Annotated in this window: 22 protein-coding genes; 12 read left to right on the forward strand and 10 right to left on the reverse strand. The window is 57.7% G+C overall.

The window, feature by feature from the left end:
• The first annotated feature begins 47 nt into the window (after positions 1 to 47).
• Positions 48 to 812: a sulfite exporter TauE/SafE family protein gene (locus tag ACR0MV_RS18925; RefSeq protein WP_480703275.1), complete on the forward strand. Its 765-nt coding sequence runs from the start codon at positions 48 to 50 to the stop codon at positions 810 to 812.
• Here the strand turns inward: ACR0MV_RS18925 and ACR0MV_RS18930 are convergent.
• The 3 genes from ACR0MV_RS18930 to ACR0MV_RS18940 form a co-directional block, all read right to left on the reverse strand.
• Positions 809 to 1,351, reverse strand: a complete 543-nt coding sequence (locus ACR0MV_RS18930) for a hypothetical protein (RefSeq protein ID WP_480703276.1) — start codon at positions 1,349 to 1,351, stop codon at positions 809 to 811. The two genes, ACR0MV_RS18925 and ACR0MV_RS18930, sit on opposite strands and share 4 nt — an antisense overlap.
• 33 nt (positions 1,352 to 1,384) lie before the next feature.
• Positions 1,385 to 1,675: a hypothetical protein gene (locus ACR0MV_RS18935; RefSeq protein ID WP_170428756.1), complete on the reverse strand. Its 291-nt coding sequence runs from the start codon at positions 1,673 to 1,675 to the stop codon at positions 1,385 to 1,387.
• A 364-nt stretch (positions 1,676 to 2,039) separates the two neighbouring features.
• On the reverse strand, positions 2,040 to 3,638 hold the full coding sequence (locus ACR0MV_RS18940) for a phosphoenolpyruvate carboxykinase (RefSeq protein WP_170428753.1): 1,599 nt from the start codon (positions 3,636 to 3,638) through the stop codon (positions 2,040 to 2,042).
• Between the two features lie 348 nt (positions 3,639 to 3,986).
• On the opposite strand from ACR0MV_RS18940, the gene ACR0MV_RS18945 reads away from it, so the two are divergent.
• The 7 genes from ACR0MV_RS18945 to ACR0MV_RS18975 are packed head-to-tail and all read left to right on the forward strand — an operon-like array spanning position 3,987 to position 9,403.
• Positions 3,987 to 4,691, forward strand: coding sequence for a response regulator transcription factor (locus ACR0MV_RS18945; protein WP_170428750.1), 705 nt, complete (start codon positions 3,987 to 3,989; stop codon positions 4,689 to 4,691).
• 32 nt (positions 4,692 to 4,723) lie between these two features.
• Positions 4,724 to 6,436, forward strand: a complete 1,713-nt coding sequence (locus tag ACR0MV_RS18950) for a sensor histidine kinase (RefSeq protein WP_480703277.1) — start codon at positions 4,724 to 4,726, stop codon at positions 6,434 to 6,436.
• 3 nt (positions 6,437 to 6,439) lie between these two features.
• Positions 6,440 to 6,910 carry an HPr kinase/phosphorylase gene (locus tag ACR0MV_RS18955; RefSeq protein ID WP_480703278.1) on the forward strand — a complete coding sequence of 157 codons (471 nt, stop codon included), beginning with the start codon at positions 6,440 to 6,442 and terminating at the stop codon, positions 6,908 to 6,910.
• A complete protein-coding gene (gene rapZ / locus ACR0MV_RS18960; protein WP_480703280.1) occupies positions 6,907 to 7,788 on the forward strand; it encodes an RNase adapter RapZ in 882 nt (293 codons plus the stop codon). The genes ACR0MV_RS18955 and rapZ overlap by 4 nt, the downstream gene beginning before the upstream one ends.
• Entirely contained in the window at positions 7,785 to 8,177 is a 393-nt protein-coding gene (locus tag ACR0MV_RS18965; protein WP_170428739.1) for a PTS sugar transporter subunit IIA, read from the forward strand. Before rapZ ends, ACR0MV_RS18965 begins: the two co-directional genes overlap by 4 nt.
• 17 nt (positions 8,178 to 8,194) lie before the next feature.
• Positions 8,195 to 8,464 (forward strand): HPr family phosphocarrier protein, encoded by a 270-nt coding sequence (locus ACR0MV_RS18970; RefSeq protein ID WP_170428736.1) that lies wholly within the window; start codon positions 8,195 to 8,197, stop codon positions 8,462 to 8,464.
• A 39-nt stretch (positions 8,465 to 8,503) separates the two neighbouring features.
• On the forward strand, positions 8,504 to 9,403 hold the full coding sequence (locus ACR0MV_RS18975) for a lysophospholipid acyltransferase family protein (protein WP_480703281.1): 900 nt from the start codon (positions 8,504 to 8,506) through the stop codon (positions 9,401 to 9,403).
• Positions 9,404 to 9,477: 74 nt separating this feature from the next.
• Here ACR0MV_RS18975 and ACR0MV_RS18980 read toward each other — a convergent pair whose 3' ends face one another.
• Positions 9,478 to 10,353, reverse strand: a complete 876-nt coding sequence (locus ACR0MV_RS18980; RefSeq protein ID WP_170428731.1) for a 3-hydroxybutyryl-CoA dehydrogenase — start codon at positions 10,351 to 10,353, stop codon at positions 9,478 to 9,480.
• Between the two features lie 162 nt (positions 10,354 to 10,515).
• Here ACR0MV_RS18980 and ACR0MV_RS18985 point away from each other — a divergent pair, with 162 nt between their 5' ends.
• Positions 10,516 to 11,328, forward strand: a complete 813-nt coding sequence (locus ACR0MV_RS18985; protein ID WP_254445860.1) for a DUF6473 family protein — start codon at positions 10,516 to 10,518, stop codon at positions 11,326 to 11,328.
• Between the two features lie 53 nt (positions 11,329 to 11,381).
• Here the strand turns inward: ACR0MV_RS18985 and ACR0MV_RS18990 are convergent, their stop codons facing one another.
• From ACR0MV_RS18990 to ACR0MV_RS19015, 6 genes are all read right to left on the reverse strand, one after another.
• Positions 11,382 to 12,311, reverse strand: a complete 930-nt coding sequence (locus ACR0MV_RS18990) for an electron transfer flavoprotein subunit alpha/FixB family protein (protein ID WP_170428728.1) — start codon at positions 12,309 to 12,311, stop codon at positions 11,382 to 11,384.
• The gene (locus ACR0MV_RS18995; protein ID WP_170428725.1) at positions 12,311 to 13,069 is read right to left on the reverse strand and encodes an electron transfer flavoprotein subunit beta/FixA family protein; all 759 of its coding nucleotides are present in this window, start codon (positions 13,067 to 13,069) and stop codon (positions 12,311 to 12,313) included. Before ACR0MV_RS18995 ends, ACR0MV_RS18990 begins: the two co-directional genes overlap by 1 nt.
• 181 nt (positions 13,070 to 13,250) lie before the next feature.
• On the reverse strand, positions 13,251 to 13,823 hold the full coding sequence (locus tag ACR0MV_RS19000; protein ID WP_170428722.1) for a cob(I)yrinic acid a,c-diamide adenosyltransferase: 573 nt from the start codon (positions 13,821 to 13,823) through the stop codon (positions 13,251 to 13,253).
• Entirely contained in the window at positions 13,824 to 14,027 is a 204-nt protein-coding gene (locus ACR0MV_RS19005) for a twin transmembrane helix small protein (protein WP_170428719.1), read from the reverse strand. It abuts the gene before it with no gap.
• Positions 14,028 to 14,107: 80 nt separating this feature from the next.
• Positions 14,108 to 14,935 (reverse strand): SDR family NAD(P)-dependent oxidoreductase, encoded by an 828-nt coding sequence (locus ACR0MV_RS19010; protein WP_170469356.1) that lies wholly within the window; start codon positions 14,933 to 14,935, stop codon positions 14,108 to 14,110.
• A 69-nt stretch (positions 14,936 to 15,004) separates the two neighbouring features.
• Complete coding sequence (locus ACR0MV_RS19015) at positions 15,005 to 15,604, reverse strand: SH3 domain-containing protein (RefSeq protein WP_480703283.1); 600 nt, start codon at positions 15,602 to 15,604, stop codon at positions 15,005 to 15,007.
• Between the two features lie 200 nt (positions 15,605 to 15,804).
• Between ACR0MV_RS19015 and parC the strand changes: the two genes are divergently transcribed.
• The 3 genes from parC to ACR0MV_RS19030 form a co-directional block, all read left to right on the forward strand.
• Positions 15,805 to 18,153, forward strand: a complete 2,349-nt coding sequence (gene parC, locus ACR0MV_RS19020) for a DNA topoisomerase IV subunit A (protein ID WP_170469353.1) — start codon at positions 15,805 to 15,807, stop codon at positions 18,151 to 18,153.
• Positions 18,154 to 18,249: 96 nt separating this feature from the next.
• Positions 18,250 to 18,843 (forward strand): hypothetical protein, encoded by a 594-nt coding sequence (locus ACR0MV_RS19025; RefSeq protein ID WP_170428710.1) that lies wholly within the window; start codon positions 18,250 to 18,252, stop codon positions 18,841 to 18,843.
• Between the two features lie 113 nt (positions 18,844 to 18,956).
• Positions 18,957 to 19,047: GTP-binding protein (locus tag ACR0MV_RS19030; RefSeq protein WP_215675807.1), on the forward strand; the 91-nt coding region annotated here is incomplete at its 3' end.

Consider the following 19,047-nt stretch of genomic DNA (forward strand, 5'->3'; position numbering starts at 1 on the left):
GAACGTTTTTGCGGTGCAGCGCGCGTCAGGAATGCTATCAGGGGTGCATGACATTGTTTTCCTTATTGACTCCGCAGGACCTGCTGCTGGCTTTTGGTGTGGCGTTTCTGGCCGGTTGCATCAAAGGCATGGTCGGGTTTGCCATGCCCATGGTGTTGGTTTCTGGATTAAGTGTCTTTTTACCGCCCGAACTTGCCATCGCAGGCCTTATCCTTCCGACACTGGTAACTAATGTTCTCCAGGCGTTTGGACAGGGTGTGCAGGCGGCTGTGTCGTCGATGCGGCAATTCCGCGTGTTTCTGATCGTCGGGCTGGTGTTTCTGATGGCAGGAGCCCAGCTTGTCACTTTGGTGCCGCCATCAACCTTTTTGCTGATGATCGGTGCACCAGTTACGTTCTTTGCCTTGATCCAAGTGCTGGGTGTAAAGCTTGTTCTTTCAAAACCGTCGGTGCGGATCGAAGCACTGATCGGCTCAATCGCAGGCTTTATCGGTGGGATGTCCGGGATATGGGGGCCGCCGACTGTAGCTTACCTGACGGCGTTGAATACGCCCAAGGCTGTGCAGATGCGGGTTCAGGGTGTCATCTACGGGCTGGGTGCTGTTGCCCTGACGCTGGCGCATCTTGGCTCGGGTATCCTGCGGGCAGAGACGGCTCCGTTTTCGGCGATTCTGGTCGTTCCTGCGGTGGTTGGAATGTGGCTTGGGCTGCAATTGCAGACGCGAATCGATCAGGCGTTGTTTCGTAAGGTGACGTTGGTTGTTCTGTTGGTCGCCGGTTTGAACCTGCTGCGCCGCGGGTTGGTGGGTTAAGCCCTGCGGTCCATAAAGCGAAACGCGAAGTATAAACCCAACATCAGGAAGAACAGCCCCGAGATGTCGCCGATCAGAAAGGCGATATACTCGACCCTGGCGCTGCCAAACGCCCAATTTGTCAGGGCGGACACCAGGAAAGAGGTGATGACGCCGACACCCATGACGCATAGCCAGCAGGGTTTGCGATCCGGCCTAGGGAACAGATCCCACCCAATCCACTTGAGGATGTAGAACACGGCCGGAACAGTGGTGACAGCGATGGCCATTGCCAAAAGGCGGCTTGGCAGGAACACGTCCGCCCCGCCAAGAACGGCGAACACCGCAAAGACGCCCGGCAGCAGCGCGAAAATCGCGCGCCAACCCAAAAGCCACGCGGCAAGTACACGCACGCCATGCGGCAAAAACAGCAGGCTGGCCCGGCTTGGGTATTCCGGAAAAAACATGTTTTGCAGCGGCATCAGCACCTCAAACGTGAGGTACGACGCAACTACATAAGCCAGCGAGGCAAAGAATGTGTCAGAAGCCCATCTGCGCACGGTGTTCAGCCATCGACGCGCAGGTTGGAGACATCATCTGGGTGCATGTACGATATACCGCCCCCGGTTGGAACTGCCGCTCTGGGACAGATAGCCTTTTTGCACCAGCGATTTCAGCGCGCGGAAAAAGGTCGGACGCGAAACGCTTTTGACCAGAGTGTGTTCGATCAGACCAAAAGTCCGCACTTCCTGATCCTGTTTGGAAAGTTCTTCGGCGGCGTAATAAATGTCACGCTCAACCGGAGAGAGTTGCTCGAGCCCAAGGGTCTGCTCCATACTTTGCATCAATTTGCGAAGTTCGGTCAGTTTCGAGATTTCTGTCATTTCTTTACCTGTAGTTTTCCGTGCCATCCTTCACTCAATGCAAAGGTGAGATCTGCATTCGTTTTCAGTGGTGATTTGCAAGTCTCATATTGACACCCATCCCCGATGGATTACACTAGATATCTGATTAGGTTGCTCAAATCGCGAATGTGAGTGCGCGCTCATTGAGTATCCCCAAGGTCTTTACTTTCCGCCCGGTGCGCAAGCGCCGGGCATTTTCGTCATAATGACACCGTTGAGTACTCTAAACTGGCGAAACGGGCAATAAATTTGTATGTGCATTGCGCACATTACAACTATTGGGAGACTTCGATTCTCCGAGTCGCCTCAAAAGAAAAGGGGGCGAAGCCGCCCCCTGATTTCTTTAACCGATTGCGACGGCTTTGATGTCGTCGTCAATGAAGGGCAGATACTGTTCAAAGTTTTCGGCAAACATCTGCACCAGTTTCTCGGCCTGCTTGTCAAAGGCCGCCTGATCATCCCAGGTGCGGCGCGGGTCCAGCAGAACTTCGGCCACACCAGGAACCGAGACCGGGACGTCGAATCCGAAGTTGGCATCCTTGCGGAACTCGGCGTCGCGCAGTGATCCTTCCAGCGCGGCTGTTAGCAGGGCGCGGGTCGCACGGATCGGCATGCGGCTGCCAACGCCATAGGCACCGCCGGTCCAGCCGGTGTTCACCAGCCAGCAGGTTGCGCCGTGCTGGGCGATCTTGTCGCGCAGCAGGTTGCCGTACTCTTCCGGGCGACGTGGCATGAACGGCGCGCCAAAGCAGGTCGAGAACGTGGGCTGAGGCTCGGTAATGCCACGCTCAGTTCCTGCAACCTTCGAGGTGAAGCCCGACAGGAAGTGATACATAGCCTGTGCCGGAGTCAGCCGCGCGATCGGAGGCAGAACACCAAACGCATCGCAGGTCAGCATGATGATGTTTTTCGGATGACCGCCCAAAGCACTGCTTGACGCGTTCGAGATGTACTCGAGCGGGTAGGCGCAGCGCATGTTTGCGGTCAGCGAGTCGTCTTCGAAATCCAGCTCTTTGGTCTCCGGATCGAAGACCATGTTCTCGATCACGGTGCCAAATTTGCTGGTGGTCGCGTAGATTTCCGGCTCAGCTTCGGCGTTCAGGTTGATGGTCTTGGCGTAACAACCGCCTTCAAAGTTAAAGGTTCCGCGGTCCGACCAGCCATGCTCGTCATCCCCGATCAGGGTACGCGACGGATCAGCCGACAAAGTGGTCTTGCCGGTGCCGGACAGGCCAAAGAAGACGGCAGTGTCGACCGGGTTGCCCACAGCGTGGTTGGCCGAGCAGTGCATCGGCATCACGCCTTTTTCTGGCAGCATATAGTTCAGCAGGGTAAAGACCGACTTCTTGTTCTCACCCGCATACTCGGTGCCGCCGATCAGGATCAGCTTGCGGTCGAAGTTCAGCGCGATCACGGTTTCACTGTTGCAGCCATGCTTGGCCGGATCGGCCTGGAAGCTGGGGCAGTTGATGACGGTAAAGTCCGCGACGAACTCTTCCAGATCCTCACGATCCGGACGGCGCAGCAGGTGGCGGATGAACAGGTTGTGCCAGGCCAGTTCGGTGACCATGCGCACGTTGATCGAATAGGCGGGATCGGCACCGCCGACCAGGTCCTGCACGAAATAGTCGCGGCCCTTCATATGGGCCAGCATGTCTTCGTAAAGCGCGTCGAAACCTTCGGGGGTCATCGCAGCGTTGTTTTCCCACCAGATAGTGTCAACGACGCTGTCGGTCTTGACGACGTGTTTGTCCTTGGGCGAACGACCGGTGAATTTACCGGTGGTGACCAGAAAGGCGCCGCCATTGCCAAGGGTGCCTTCGCCACGCTTCAGCGCCTCTTCGATCAGCGCCGGTTCCATGAAGTTATAATAGACATTGCCCAGACCCTCGATGCCCTGATCTTCGAGGCGGAATTGCGGGTTAACCCGTCCAGATGTCATGTTTGTCTTCTCCTGTGGCGGCGCGTCGGCGGTTGGGCCGGGGGGCGCTCTTGGGGCAGTATGCCGGGAAAAACCGGCGGATGGGCGGGTCTTATCATGGTCGTTTGGGGCATGAACAGGACGGTTTGGCGCAGTTAGCGCAACCAAGTCAAAGTTTAGCGCCACCAGTAATTTCCTGTCGGAAAACAAGGCGCTTTTACGCGCATGTTAACGGCTTTTTTGCCGCATCTGTGTGACAACAATCGCACGATTCGCAGATACGGATTGATTCGGGGCCATAAAAACGACAAAGATGCCTTACTAATAAGCGAAATATTGCGTGAGTGAGCAGGAATAGGGGTTAACCCGATGTCAAAGATTGCACTGGTGGACGACGACAGAAATATTCTGACGTCCGTTTCCATGACACTCGAAGCCGAAGGGTTCGAGGTTGAGACGTATAACGATGGACAGGCAGCGCTGGACGCTTTCAACAAGAAACTGCCGGACATGGCTGTTCTGGACATAAAGATGCCGCGTATGGACGGGATGGACCTGTTGCAGCGGCTGCGGCAGAAAACCCAGATGCCGGTGATTTTCCTCACCTCCAAAGATGATGAGATTGACGAGGTTCTCGGCCTGCGTATGGGCGCAGATGACTATGTCAAAAAGCCGTTTTCGCAACGTCTTTTGGTAGAACGCATTCGAGCGCTGCTGCGCCGGCAGGAGGCAACCACGGGTGACGCGACCACGGCCAGCACCGGCGACGCCAAGGTCATGGAGCGCGGCGATCTGCGGATGGACCCGCTGCGTCACGCGGTCAGCTGGAAAGGGTCAGACGTCTCCCTGACCGTGACCGAGTTCCTTTTGCTTCAGGCATTGGCCCAGCGACCGGGCTTTGTCAAAAGCCGGGATCAACTGATGGACGTGGCCTATGATGATCAGGTCTATGTGGACGACCGCACCATCGACAGCCACATCAAACGCTTGCGTAAGAAGATGCGCGCCGCAGACCCCGAGTTTTCGGCGATCGAAACCCTGTACGGCATTGGGTACAGGTACAACGAAGAATAAGCGTGGCCATTAATCAGGGGTAACCGGGTCTCGTGCGCGATACGGAACAAGCCAGCGAATTGCGGGACGGTGATGTCGTTCTGGGGGATGACTGGGTCATCCCGCAAGATCCCGAGTCTGCCGAGCTTCGGGCATCCCGTCGACGTCGCAACCTGTTTTCTATGCGCGGCTCGCCATTGGCGCGCAAGATCATCACATTTAACCTGATTGCTCTGGTCATCCTGGTGACTGGCCTGCTGTATCTTGACGACTCACGGGATGAACAGCTGCGGCAGACCGCGCGCAACCTGGTTGGTGACGCGCAATTGGTCAGCAACGTGTTCGAGGCTCAGCTGCGCCAGACGTCATCTGGTTTGGCACAGGATTCCAGCGCGCTGGACGTGAAAGACACACTGGCCGGGCTCAGCCTGCCCGAAGGCGGCGAAGTCTTTGTGTATGATGCGCGGGGTACGCTGATTGGATGGGCGCGGGGCGCAGCGTCGCAATCACCAGCTTTGTTGTCCTCCGAGGCAGAGCTTCAGACGGGCAGCACTGTAATCAGCGACGCGCTTAATGCGGTCTGGACCGGCTTGTCACGCGTGTTTGCCAGCGGCGAACCCAACGAAGCACCAACGTTGGCGCAAAGGGTTCAGGCCATCGTGCCAAATGCGCTACAAGGCCAAGTGCAAGTACAGGCAGTCAAAGATGATTTTGGTGAAACGGTAATTGTAGCCGCGGCGCCCATTCTGCTGGACAGCGCTGCAGTGGGTGCGGTGGCTATGGCCGGTCCGTCGGGGGAAATCGACGCTTTGGCCCGTCGCGAGCAAGAGCGTATTTTGCAAATGTTTGTCGTCGCGCTGCTGGTTTCAATCGGGTTGAGCCTGGTTCTGGCCTCGACAATCGCCAACCCGCTTGCCGATCTGGCCGCGGCGGCTGAGTTGGGCAAGGACCGAGGTGCAGGTGTGAATCCTGGCCGTATCCGCATCCCGGACCTGACCGCGCGCCCGGATGAGATTGGCCTGCTCAGTCGCGCACTGCGGGGCATGGTGACGGCGCTTTACAATCGGATCGATGCGAATGAACAGTTCGCTGCCGATGTCGCCCATGAGATCAAGAACCCGTTGGCAAGTCTTCAATCTGCCGTTGGAACCTTGCGAATGGTCACGCGTGAAGATCAGCGCGAGAAACTGATGGGCGTGATCGAACACGACGTGCGCCGCCTGGACCGTCTGGTCAGCGACATTTCGAACGCGTCCCGATTGGATGCCGAGTTGGTCAAGGAAGAAGAGCAACCGTTTGACCTGCTCAAACTTGTTGGCAATATCAGCCAGTATTTGGGCGAAGATGCGCGTGCCAAAGGGATCGACTATATCACTGATCTGCCCGACGGTCCCATTATCATCAACGGGCTTGAGGCACGTCTGGCTCAGGTCTTTGTCAACCTAATCACCAACGCGATTTCGTTCTGTGAGGAAAATGATGCGATCCGCGTTTGGGTGCGCCGACGCGAAAACCGCGTTCTGGTTGTCGTAGAAGACACCGGTCCAGGTATCCCCGAACAGGCGCTGACCAAAGTGTTCAAACGCTTCTATTCACAGCGACCGGCTGAGCATTTCGGCAATAACTCGGGCCTCGGGTTGGCGATCTCAAAGCAGATTGTCGAGGCTCACGGTGGCGTAATCTGGGCCGAAAACATCCGCCCGACCGAGGCGGACATCACCTCGGACCCGTTGGGCGCGCGTTTTGTTGTCGGGTTGCCCGTTTAATCTATGCCCGGCCCGTCCGTCTATGATCTGGCTGAACAGGACAGCGCCATCATTCACGCGAGTTGTGTGGCGGTTGCGGGGAAGGCCTTGTTGATTGTGGGTGCCTCCGGTTCTGGCAAGTCCGGTCTGGCGCTGCAGATGATGGCGTTTGGGGCGGAACTGGTTGCGGATGACCGGGTCGAGCTGCGTGCGACCGCTGATCAGGTCTTGGTCGAGGCGGCCCCGAACATTCGCGGAGTGATCGAAGCGCGGGGCCTGGGTATCTTGCGGGCCTCTGCTGTCGGACCTGTGCCACTGACCTATGTTGTGGATCTGGATGAACAAGAATCGGAAAGAGCCCCTGAACCAATTGCGATCCGTACCCTGAGGCAAACTGTTCCCTTGTTTCGGGGCCTTGACGTTCCCAATTTGGCCGCAGCACTGATGCAATTGATGAAAATGGGGCGCGTGGACCCGGAATGGCCCAGCACATGAAGCAACAACGACGTATTGTTCTGGTCACCGGGCCCTCGGGGGCCGGACGGACGACAGCCATTCATGTGCTTGAGGATCTGGGATTTGAAGCGATAGACAACCTGCCTATGGGTCTGCTGACACGCCTGTTGGACGGCCCGGACAGCGACCAGCCCATGGCGCTGGGGATTGACGCGCGAAACCGTGATTTCTCGACCATTGGGTTCATTGAACTGGCCGCGTGCCTACGGGGTATGGACCAGGCGGATCTGACGATACTTTACCTCGATTGTAGCGACGACATTCTGCTGCGCCGTTTCTCGGAAACCCGTAGACGTCACCCGGTTGCAGTTGATGCGAGCCCGGAAACCGGCGTTCGGCAAGAAAAAGAGCTACTGGCTCCGATCCGCGAAATCGCCGACACGCTGATCGACTCCAGTTCTCTGAACGTCCATCAGCTGCGAGAAGAAGTCGAGCGTTGGTTCGCACCAAAAAGCGGGCGGCATCTGGCCGTCTCGATTGAGTCATTCTCATATAAACGCGGATTGCCACGCGGTTTGGATATGGTTTTCGATTGCCGATTTCTGGCCAACCCCTATTGGCGGCCAGAGTTGCGGGCCGAAGACGGTCGAAACCCGGATGTGGCGCGCTATGTACAGTCAGACGCAAACTACGCACCGTTCTTTGACCGCGTTGTCGATCTGTTGAAACTGTTGCTGCCGGCCTACCGCGCCGAAGGCAAAGCGCATCTCTCGGTTGCGTTCGGGTGCACCGGAGGGCAACACAGGTCGGTTGCAATGGCAGAGGCGGTTGCAAAGGCCCTTGCAGAGGAGGGGCAGCAAGTGGCAATTAGGCACCGCGAAATGGAACGTCGATCGTTGAATGTGAGGCCGGATTGATCGGGATCGTACTCGTAGCACATGGCGGGCTGGCCCAGGAATACTTGGCAGCCATGCAGCATGTGGTCGGAAAACAACCTGGGCTGGTCGCAATCTCGATCGAGGCGGATCACGATCGCGAAGCAAAACAGGCAGAGATCTGCGCTGCTGCAGATAACGTCGATGCCGGGGATGGTGTGGTCGTTGTAACGGACCTGTTTGGTGGCAGCCCTTCGAATCTAAGCCTCAAGGCCTGCACACCGCAGGATCGCCGTATTCTTTACGGTGCAAATCTGCCTATGCTCATTAAACTGGCCAAAAGTCGCCACCTGCCGATCGGGGATGCGGTGCGGCGCGCGATGGAGGCTGGACGAAAGTACATTAACGCGCAGAATGTGACGTTGGACTAAGACCGGATTGATTAAGAATGACCAACCGAAGCTTGAAAATAATCAATGAAAAGGGCTTGCACGCCCGCGCCTCGGCCAAGCTGGTTGAGGTGGTCGAAGGCTTTGATGCGCAGGCAGAGGTGTCCAAAGACGGACTTTCTGCATCAGGGGACAGTATCATGGGTCTTTTGATGTTGGCAGCCTCGCGCGGAACGACTATTGACGTCGAGACGTCCGGACCGGATGCTGAGGCGTTGGCTGATGCATTGGAAACCCTGGTGAACGACAAGTTCGGGGAAGGGTTCTGATCCGCTCAGTCGCGACATGAAGAACGGGAAGACCAGGAATTGGCGGAAACGACGCACGAGACCAAGACAGGCCCGGTTGTGGATGGGACAGACGACCAGGGTGAGATCTACGATCGTAGAACCCTGACCTATGCGAACTCGTTCGACGACGCTTGGACCTCCACAGCTATTCGGGCCATTGAATGGTGCACAGGCAAACTGACCATTCTGCGCATGGTCAACAAGTTCGAGAAGAAGAACGAATACTACCGTGGCCAGCGGTTCTGGGGTGGCGCGCTTGAGGTGATGGGGATCAACCTCACCACACCACAGGAACAAATCGCGCGTATTCCAAAGAAAGGGCCTGTTGTCGTCGTTGCAAACCATCCACATGGGATGGTCGATGGCATGATCCTTGCCGAACTGATCGGACAGGTGCGTAGTGACTACAGGATCCTGACGCGCTCGGTCCTGACGGGACTGGATGAGGCCGCGACCTCATTCATGATTCCGGTGCCATTCCCGCATGATCCGGAGGCGCAGACCAAAATGCTGGAAATGCGCGGCAAGGCGATGGATCACCTAAAAGACGGCGGTGTTGTTGCACTGTTCCCCTCGGGCGTGGTGATGTCCTCAGACGACTGGTTCGGCCCCGCGCAAGAGCGTGAATGGAATGTGTTCACCGCCAAAATGATCCGCCGGTCCGGCGCTCAGGTGGTGCCAATTTTCTTCCCCGGAAGAAACTCGCGTGCCTATCAGATCGCAAACAAGCTGTCGCCGATCCTACGGCAAGGCCTGCTGCTGCATGAAATCGTTCGCTCCTGTAACAAGCCGCAGTCGCCGGTTATTGGCAAGCCGATCTCGGACGAAGACATGCAACTGCTGGAGCGTGACCCGCGCGGCTTTATGGCCTGGCTCAGAAAACACACAATGGCGCTGGGCGAAACGCTCAAACGCTGATCCGCACTTCATCTGGCTAAAAATACCTCGGGGGTGAGCCCGGATGAAATCCGGGCGAGGGGGCTGGCCCCCTTCTAACGCGTTGGAACTGGTGTTTCGCCCCGGTAGTCATAGAATCCGCGCTCTGTCTTGCGCCCCAGCCACCCGGCCTCAACATATTTCGTCAACAGCGGGCAAGGTCGGTACTTGGTGTCCGCCAGACCGTCATGCAGCACGTTCATGATCGCCAGACATGTGTCCAGCCCGATAAAATCCGCCAGCTCCAACGGCCCCATCGGATGGTTCGCGCCCAGGCGCATCGACTGATCAATCGATTGAACGCTCCCCACGCCTTCATACAGCGTATAGACGGCTTCGTTGATCATGGGCATGAGGATGCGATTCACGATAAAGGCAGGGAAATCCTCGGCGCTGGCCGCCGTTTTGCCTAGCCGATCAACAACTGCCTTGCAGGATTTGAACGTCTCTTCATCGGTTGCGATGCCGCGGATCAATTCGACCAGCTGCATCACCGGCACCGGGTTCATAAAGTGGAACCCCATAAAGCGCTCTGGCCTGTCCGTCCGGCTGGCCAGCCGGGTGATCGATATTGAGGAGGTGTTGGATGTCAGAATTGTGTGCGGCAGCAGATGGGGCTGCAGATCCTCAAAGATTGCCTGTTTGATCGCTTCACGTTCTGTTGCGGCTTCGATCACCAGGTCGGTCTGACCAAGCTGGGGCAACTCCAACGTCGTTTTGATCCGGCTCAGCGCTGCCTGCACCTCGTCGTCCGAGATTTTGCCGCGTGACGCCTGCCGCGCCAGATTGCCTTCAATCGTCGCCAAGGCTTTGCTGAGTGCGTCTTCCGAAACGTCGTTCAGAAGAACGTCATATTCTGCCAATGCCAGAACATGGGCAATCCCATTGCCCATCTGACCTGCGCCAATCACTCCGACCGATTTTACATCCATGTTCAGGTGCCTTTGTGTCCCGCGATACGGCGACAGTATCGACAGATCGGGGCGGGCGGCAAGGGGATCAGACCGCTCGAATTTGCTTCAAATGCGCACATTAGGAATTTCTCAAGATTTGCGGCTGCAAAATGGCAACCGGGTGAAAATTGGGTGAGTGTTATGAGCTATCATCAATCGGGCTCGGGGGAACCCGGGCATGAAGTATGTCAATATGACGGGTCGCGGCTGTGGTTTCGGGGCACACGACGCGTATTGGATCAGCCCTATATGGCTTGCGCCGGCGGGGACGAGACATTTGGGCGTTTCGTGGAGCGCCCCTTTGCGACCCTTTTGGAGGAGCGCACCGACAGGCGGGTTCTGAACCTTGGCTGTCTGTTCAGCGGGGTAGATGCCTTGTGTTTGGACAGCGGGCTGTTCGATCTGCTCAAACGATCCGAGCTATGCGTCTTGCAGGTGCCCGGATTGCTGGGACAATCCAATCATTTCTATCGCGTGCATCCCAGACGCAATGATCGCTTTCTTGAGCCAACAGCGGATCTGACCCGTCTCTACCCCGAAATCGACTTTACCGAAGTGCATTTTGTTCGCCACCTCATGACTTGTCTTCAGCGGTTTCCGGATGCGCGAATCGAGGTCGTTCTGGATGAACTCCGCCGCAATTGGGTCCGCCAGGTCGGCGCCCTTCTTCAACGACTGGACGTACCGGTGATCCTGCTAAGGCTTCAGGTGCTGCGCGATCCCGGTGGTGCGGATCATCTTGAACCTGATGTGACGGGCGCGATGATCGAAGAGGTCCTCCCGTTCTCTTCCCAATGCGTTGACGTCACAACACAGGTTTGTGGCCAGTCGGATGAGATTGAGGACATGCTGTTTGGCACACTGCAGCAGCCGATGGCCGAACATATGATCGGTCCTGCGGCGCATCGGGCTATTGCCGCTGCTTTGGTTGGTCCGATACAGAACCTGAACTGAAAAGGCCCGCCAATTGGCGGGCCCTTTCGTTTTCCTCAATGGAAACTGTAAGGTTAGCCGAGTTTTTCGGTCAGCTCAGGTACGGCTGCAAACAGGTCGGCGACCAGTCCGAAGTCTGCGACCTGGAAGATCGGAGCTTCTTCGTCCTTGTTGATCGCAACGATGACTTTCGAGTCCTTCATACCAGCCAAGTGCTGGATCGCGCCCGAGATGCCCACTGCGATGTACAGGTCAGGTGCAACAACCTTACCGGTCTGACCAACCTGCCAGTCGTTCGGGGCATAGCCGGAGTCAACAGCAGCGCGCGACGCGCCAACAGCGGCGCCCAGCTTGTCGGCCAGGGTTTCGATCAGTTTGAAGTCTTCTTCCGAGCCGACGCCACGGCCGCCCGAAACAACAACGCCAGCCGAGGTCAGTTCCGGACGATCGCTTTCGGCAACCTTGTCCTCGACCCACGAAGACAGACCCGGGTTGTCACCAACAGAGATGGTCTCGACCGCGGCCGAGCCGCCTTCGCCCGCTGCGTCGAAAGACGCGGTGCGGAAGGTCACGACTTTCTTGGCGTCGTTCGATTTCACGGTCTGGATCGCGTTGCCCGCATAGATCGGACGCTCGAAGGTCGAACCGTCGACCACGCCGGAGGCATCCGAGATCACCATGGCGTCCAGCAGAGCTGCAACGCGGGGCATTACGTTCTTGGCGTCGGTGGTCGCCGGGGCAACGATGTGCTCGTAGCCATCCGCCAGACCTACGATCAGGGCAGCGGTCGATTCCGCCAGGCGGTGACCAAGCGAGTCGTCTTCGGCAACCAGAACCTTGGAGACACCGTCGATCTTGGCAGCGGCCTCACCGGCAGCAGCGGCAGACCCGCCCGCGGCCAGAACAGTCACGTCACCCAGTGCCTTCGCGGCGGTGACAGCCTTGGCGGTGGCGTCCAGCGCCAGTTCGCCGTTGTTGACTTCTGCGAGAAGAAGAACAGCCATTACACAGCCCCCGCTTCTTTGAGTTTCTCGACCAGCTCGTCAACCGAGCCAACGACGATACCAGCGGCACGTGCCGGCGGCTCTTCGGTCTTGACGATTTCCAGACGCGGCGTGACGTCGACGCCGTAATCGGCGGCGGTTTTCTCATCCAGCGGCTTTTTCTTCGCCTTCATGATGTTCGGCAGCGACGCATAGCGCGGCTCGTTCAGGCGCAGGTCAACGGTCACGATGGTCGGCATCTTGACGCTGATGGTCTGCAGACCGCCATCCACCTCACGGGTGATCTTGGCGCTGTCGCCTTCGATGTCGACTTCGGACGCAAAGGTGCCCTGCGACCAGCCCAACAGGGCCGACAGCATTTGACCGGTGGCGTTCATGTCGTTGTCGATTGCCTGCTTACCGGCCAGAACCAGACCGGGCTGCTCTTCCTCGACCACTTTGGCTAGGATCTTGGCAACGGCCAGAGGCTCGATATCGGTGTGCACGTCATCGGCTGCAACAACCAGAATGGCGCGGTCTGCACCCATGGCCAGCGCGGTACGCAGGGTTTCCTGCGCCTGCTTCACGCCGATCGAAACCGCAACGACTTCATCAGCCTTGCCCGCTTCTTTCAGACGAATCGCCTCTTCGACGGCAATCTCGTCGAACGGGTTCATCGACATTTTGACATTGGCGAGATCGACACCGCTACCGTCCGCTTTCACGCGGACCTTCACATTATAGTCAATCACGCGTTTGACAGGCACGAGTACCTTCATTTTGCGCTTGCTCCTCACAAATAACGGTAAGCCGCGTTGCGACTCCACCAATGCTCTCGGACGACTGAATAGCGTCTCAATTCACGCTGCAACAGGGCAAAATCGTCACGTCATGAACTTGAGACGTCGCGTTTCGTATATTTTGACGCAACGGCGCGAAACTTAATTGCTTTGGCAATGCTCAGCGGTTGGCGCCGGGAACCCACAAAACGTCCGCTGTGCCGTTATCGTTGGCGCAGCGCGCAGCGACAAAAAACCAGTCGCTCAGACGGTTGAGATACTTCACCGCGACCTCGTTCACGGGTTCCATATTGGTCAGCTCAACAGCCAGGCGTTCGGCCCGACGCGACACGGTGCGGCAGACATGAAGATGGGCAGCCAAGCGCGATCCACCGGGCAGGATAAAACTGCGCAGAGGTTCCAGCGTCTCGTTCATCACGTCGATTTCGGCTTCCAACCGGTCGATCTGTGCTGCAACGATCCGCAGCGGAGGATAGTCGGCCTCGGCGTCCTTTTCCATGTCCGGGCGGCAGAAATCTGCGCCCAGATCGAAGAGATCGTTCTGAATACGAGCCAGAGCCGCATCAACCTCGCCCTCGGCCTCGGTTCGGGCCACGCCGACAAAAGCGTTCAACTCGTCAACCGTCCCATAGGCCGTCACCCGGCCCGAATATTTGGCGACCCGCTCGCCATTGCCCAAAGCAGTTTTCCCGTCATCGCCGGTGCGCGTGTAGATCTTGTTGAGTACGACCATTTATTGAACTCCTTGTCCGCGCAGCCAGACGTAGAGCACGATCAGCACCACGGCAATGAACTGGAACAGAATTCGCAGTTGCATCATCTTGTTGCTTTTCAGCGCGGCACTTTTACCGGCTTTGCCGAAGTTCGAAATGCCAATCACCAGCACGACGACAACTGCCGCCATGGCCAACAACAAAACGACCATCAAAAGGTCCATGGGTACACCGTCCGCTTCTCTTGTTTCCTGAGGGTACCATCTAGACCCCCACTTGTGAAAAGCGAACGGGTAATTTCGCCTCAGACGTCGGACAAGATACGGTCGATGGTCCGGGTCGGCAAAAGGCGGCGCAGGTAGCCGGCGATATAGGTCGGCGTGGTCACGTAGTAGCGCGGGCGCGGACGTTTGGACTCGACCGCATGGGCCAGCTTGTCAGTCACTGCGGATGCGGGCAGCTCAAAGCGGTCCGGGCCGGAGGATTCGTACAGTCTTTTCAACAGTGAAGCCTCGTATCTGTCGCGCAGGGCCGAGGTTTCCCAGTTGATGAACCGTTCGAAGAAGGGGATCGAGTTTTCGCGGATTTTCGAGGTAATCGGGCCGGGTTCGATCAGGATGGCCTTGATATCGGTTCCAGCCAGCTCAAGGCGCAGCGTGTCGGTCAAACCTTCGATGGCATATTTGGTCGCAACGTAGGCACCGCGCCAGGGAAAGGCGACAAACCCCAAAACAGACGAGTTCTGAACGATTCGTCCGTGCCCTTGTGCCCGCATGACCGGAATCACCTGCCGGGTCAGTTCGTGCCAGCCAAAGAAATTGGCTTCGAATATCGCGCGCAGGCCATCTGTCGGCAGGTCTTCGACCGCACCCGGCAGGCCGTGCGCCCCATTATTGAACAGCGCGTCCAGAGTGCCGCCCGTGGCCTCAAGCACTTCGGCCAAGCCCGAGGTGATACTGTCGGTGTCGGTATAGTCGATACGCGGGCTTTCAAAACCCTGGGCCCTTAGACGATCGCAATCGCGCTGCTGTCGGCATGACGCAAAAACACGCCAGCCGCGTGCACGCATACCGTGTGCTGCATCAAGGCCTATGCCGGACGAGCACCCGGTGATAAGAATGGTTTTCTGCATGATCTTCCTGACCGTTAACCCACGCCAAAGCTATTGCGCGGATACGGTCAGGACAATGATGGCACCACGTCAGTTTTCGATTTTTCGAACCAGCGAGGCGGAAATCCAGCCGACCTGTTGCGCCGGCAACACGCGCAGGCGCAACCAGCCGGTGCCGGATTCGCTCAGCACCTCGACCTGCTGTCCGATGGTCGCCCTGCCGATGATCGGATAGATCGTGCCCGGCCCATCGCGCATGTTGACCCGTGTACCGGTTATCTCGCGGATATCCCGCGCCGGCTCGGGAGTCGCTTCGACCTCCACCGGCTCTTCAGTGACCTGACGCAAACCTGCTACGCCGTCTTCCAGCGAAGCCAGTGTGATGGTGGCGCTCTGGTCATCAAAGACCGTCACCCCGGACAAGCTGGGAAGGCTGGCTGTTTCGGCCACGATCTGAACAACCTCTTCGGTCTTGATGGATGTTTGGACACGCTCTGACGGAGTGCGCACAGCGACATTGGTCACCAGCTCTTCGACGCGCGCCGGGGCAACAGGCGCAGGTTTCGGTACCGAGGCAACGCGCTCTGGTTGTTCGGTTCGCAGGCCACGCGGTTCAAAATTCGGCCCGCCGCTCATCACGTAAAAGCACCAGCCCAGTGCAGCGAAAGTCAAAACAATAAGGCGCGTCATGGCGCATCCCCCGGCAATCATAAGGTACAAGAAAAAGGCAGCAGTCTAATGAAGACAGCCTAGCATAATTTGGGGTCCGAGTCGAAAAACGGGGGAAATCCGTGACTTGCCTCCCCCTGTTGCAAAAAGCGCGACTTGTCCCCATCAAAATACCTGCTGATTGCTTTACCAGCGCGCTCTTGCGGCGTATCACATCATATATGAACGATACGATCGACGACCCCAACATGGAGGCCCCCGAAGGTGGGGGCGAGGTAGCTGAACCGCTGCGCCGCGCGATTGGCGAACGCTATCTGACCTACGCTTTGTCCACCATCATGCATCGGGCTTTGCCGGATGCGCGCGACGGGTTGAAGCCGGTTCACCGGCGAATCCTTTATGCGATGCGCGAACTGCGACTCAGTGCGACGGGTGGGTTCCGGAAGTCCGCGAAAATCTCGGGCGACGTGATGGGTAACTATCACCCGCACGGCGACGCCGCGATTTACGACGCGATGGCGCGTCTGGCGCAGGACTTCAACGTCCGCTATCCGCTGGTCGACGGGCAGGGGAACTTCGGCAATATCGACGGCGATAACCCGGCGGCCTCTCGATACACCGAGGCGCGGATGACCATCGTGGCCGAGGCGCTGCTTGAGGGTCTGAACGAAGACGCCGTCGATTTTCGCGACAACTACGATGGCACGCTGACCGAGCCGGTTGTACTGCCCGCGCAGTTCCCGAACCTGTTGGCCAACGGTGCCAGTGGGATCGCGGTGGGTATGGCGACGAATATCCCTCCGCATAACATTTCAGAGCTATGCGACGCCTGTTTGCATCTGATCAAAACGCCGGATGCGCGGGACGACACTCTGTTGAACTATGTGCCCGGTCCGGATTTCCCGACTGGTGGTGTCATCGTCGAGCCGCCCGAGAACATCGCGCAGGCCTACCGCACCGGGCGCGGGTCCTTCCGTCTGCGCTGTAAGTTCGAGGTCGAGGATTTGGGCCGCGGTCAGTGGCAGATCGTTGTCACCGAGATCCCGTATCAGGTTCAGAAATCCAAACTGATCGAAAAGATCGCGGAACTGATCCAGACCAAGAAAATCCCGATCCTTGCCGATGTGCGCGATGAATCCGCAGACGACATCCGCCTGATCCTCGAGCCGCGCTCCAAGAACGTGGACCCCGAGGTGCTCATGGGCATGCTCTATCGCAACTCGGACCTCGAGGTGCGGTTCAGCCTGAACATGAACGTGCTGATCGACGGTGTGACTCCGAAAGTCTGCTCGATGAAGGAAGTGCTGCGCGCCTTCCTTGACCACCGGCAAGAGGTGTTGATCCGCCGCTCGCGTCACCGTTTGGGCAAGATCGACCATCGTTTGGAAGTGTTGGAAGGCTTTATTGTCGCCTTCCTCAACCTCGACCGCGTGATCGACATCATCCGTTACGACGACGATCCCAAAGCCGCGTTGATGCGTGAGGACTGGGGGATTGATCACGTTCGCGCCACCGACGAATCCGACTATGTCTCGCCGAAACCGGGTGAGGGCGAACTGTCTGAGGTTCAGGTTGACGCCATTCTGAACATGCGGTTGCGCAGCCTGCGCCGTCTGGAAGAGATGGAACTGGTGCGCGAGCGAGATGAGCTGATGCTGGAACGCGCCAACCTCGAAGACCTTCTGGCCGATCCTGCTCTGCAATGGGCCAAGATCGCGGAGCAGCTGAAAGAGACCAAGAAGACCTTCGGCAAAGACTACGAAGGCGGCGCGCGTCGCACGCAGTTCGCCGAGGCCGGACAGGTCGAAGAAGTTCCGCTTGAGGCGATGATCGACAAGGAACCGATTACGGTCGTCTGCTCTCAGATGGGCTGGATTCGCGCCATGACCGGTCATATCGACCTGAAGCGAGAGTTGAAGTTCAAGGATGGCGACGGTCCACGGTTTATCTTCCATGCAGAAACTACCGACCGCCTGTTGGTGTTTGCCTCGAACGGCCGGTTCTATACGGTCAGCGCCGCCAACCTTCCCGGCGGCCGGGGCATGGGTGAACCGCTGCGCTTGATGGTCGATCTTCCGAACGAGGCGCAGATCATTGATATTCTGATCCATAAGCCCGGGCGCAAGCTGTTGGTGGCTTCGGATGCGGGCAACGGGTTCATGGTTCCCGAAGATGACGTGCTGGCGCAGACCCGAAACGGGAAACAGGTGCTGAACGTCAAGGGTGATGAGACGGCAATGATCTGTAAGCCTGTGGAAGGCGATCACGTGGCTGTCGTGTCCCAAAACGGCAAATTCCTGGTCTTTCCGACGGAAGAACTGCCAGAGATGGGGCGCGGCAAGGGCGTGCGTTTGCAGAAATACAATATGGCGCGGGGCCGTCAGGGCACGCTTGAACTGGATGGCGGCCTCTCCGACATCACGACCTTCAACTGGGAAGATGGTCTCAAATGGTCCATGGGCGGCGACAAGACGCGACACGAAGCGGATATGTCCCAATGGCTGGCCAAGCGGGCCAGTGTGGGCAAAAAGCCGCCCTACGGCTTCCCACGAGACTATAAGTTTTCGTGATCAGGCGGCCACAGCAGTGAAATTCCGCCGATACGGCTTGGCACAAGCCGTATCGGTGCGCTAGATCAAAGAAAACAGGCCTATCGAGACGAGAAAATGCTACGAGCTTTGACCCTGATAACCGGACTAGCCCTTATGGGCGCGTGTACACAGACGCAGGTTTATGAAGCCCCTGAGTCGCTGGGCGAGTTCAAGCTGCGCGTTAACTACGCCTTCGCGGAAAAGGCCCGGCAAGGTCCGGTGTCGCGGGATGCGACGCCCAAAGAGTGGGAAGATGCGATTCAGAACGCCGTGAACATTCGTCTCGGTCGATATGAGGGCGCGCAGGAGTATGATATTGGGATCAGCCTGGAAGGTTACATGCTCGCGCCTCCCGGCGTGCCTGTGATCTACAATCCAAAGAGTACGGCTATCGTCCTGGTAAATGTCTACGACGTCCGCAAGAAAGAGTTTCTGGCCAAGGGCAAGCAGTTTCAGGTTCTGGAAGATACCACTGGTGAAAGTGCTTTAGCTGGCTCGGGTCACACCCGCACCAGAGAAGAGCAAATGGACGGTCTTGCACTGAAAGTTGCCGACCGTGTCGAAGAGTGGTTGGCCGAAGAACACAAGGACAATGGCTGGTTCGACAAGCGACCAGACCTGATCCAGCCGCTGGAATCCGTCGAAGTCACGCAAAATCCGGCGTCTTAAACCGAATTTAACGCAGGATGTGCTTGATTTTCCCCTTTGAACCAAATATCTCGCGCGCGCAGATGTAACCACGGGACCAAGGGTCCCCCAAATCGTAAAAGGGCGCCTGAGGAATGGCAAAGGAAAAGTTTGAGCGTACAAAACCGCACGTCAACATCGGCACGATTGGCCACGTTGACCATGGTAAAACGACGCTGACCGCAG

The sequence above is a fragment of the Ruegeria sp. BC3 genome, assembly GCF_056539265.1.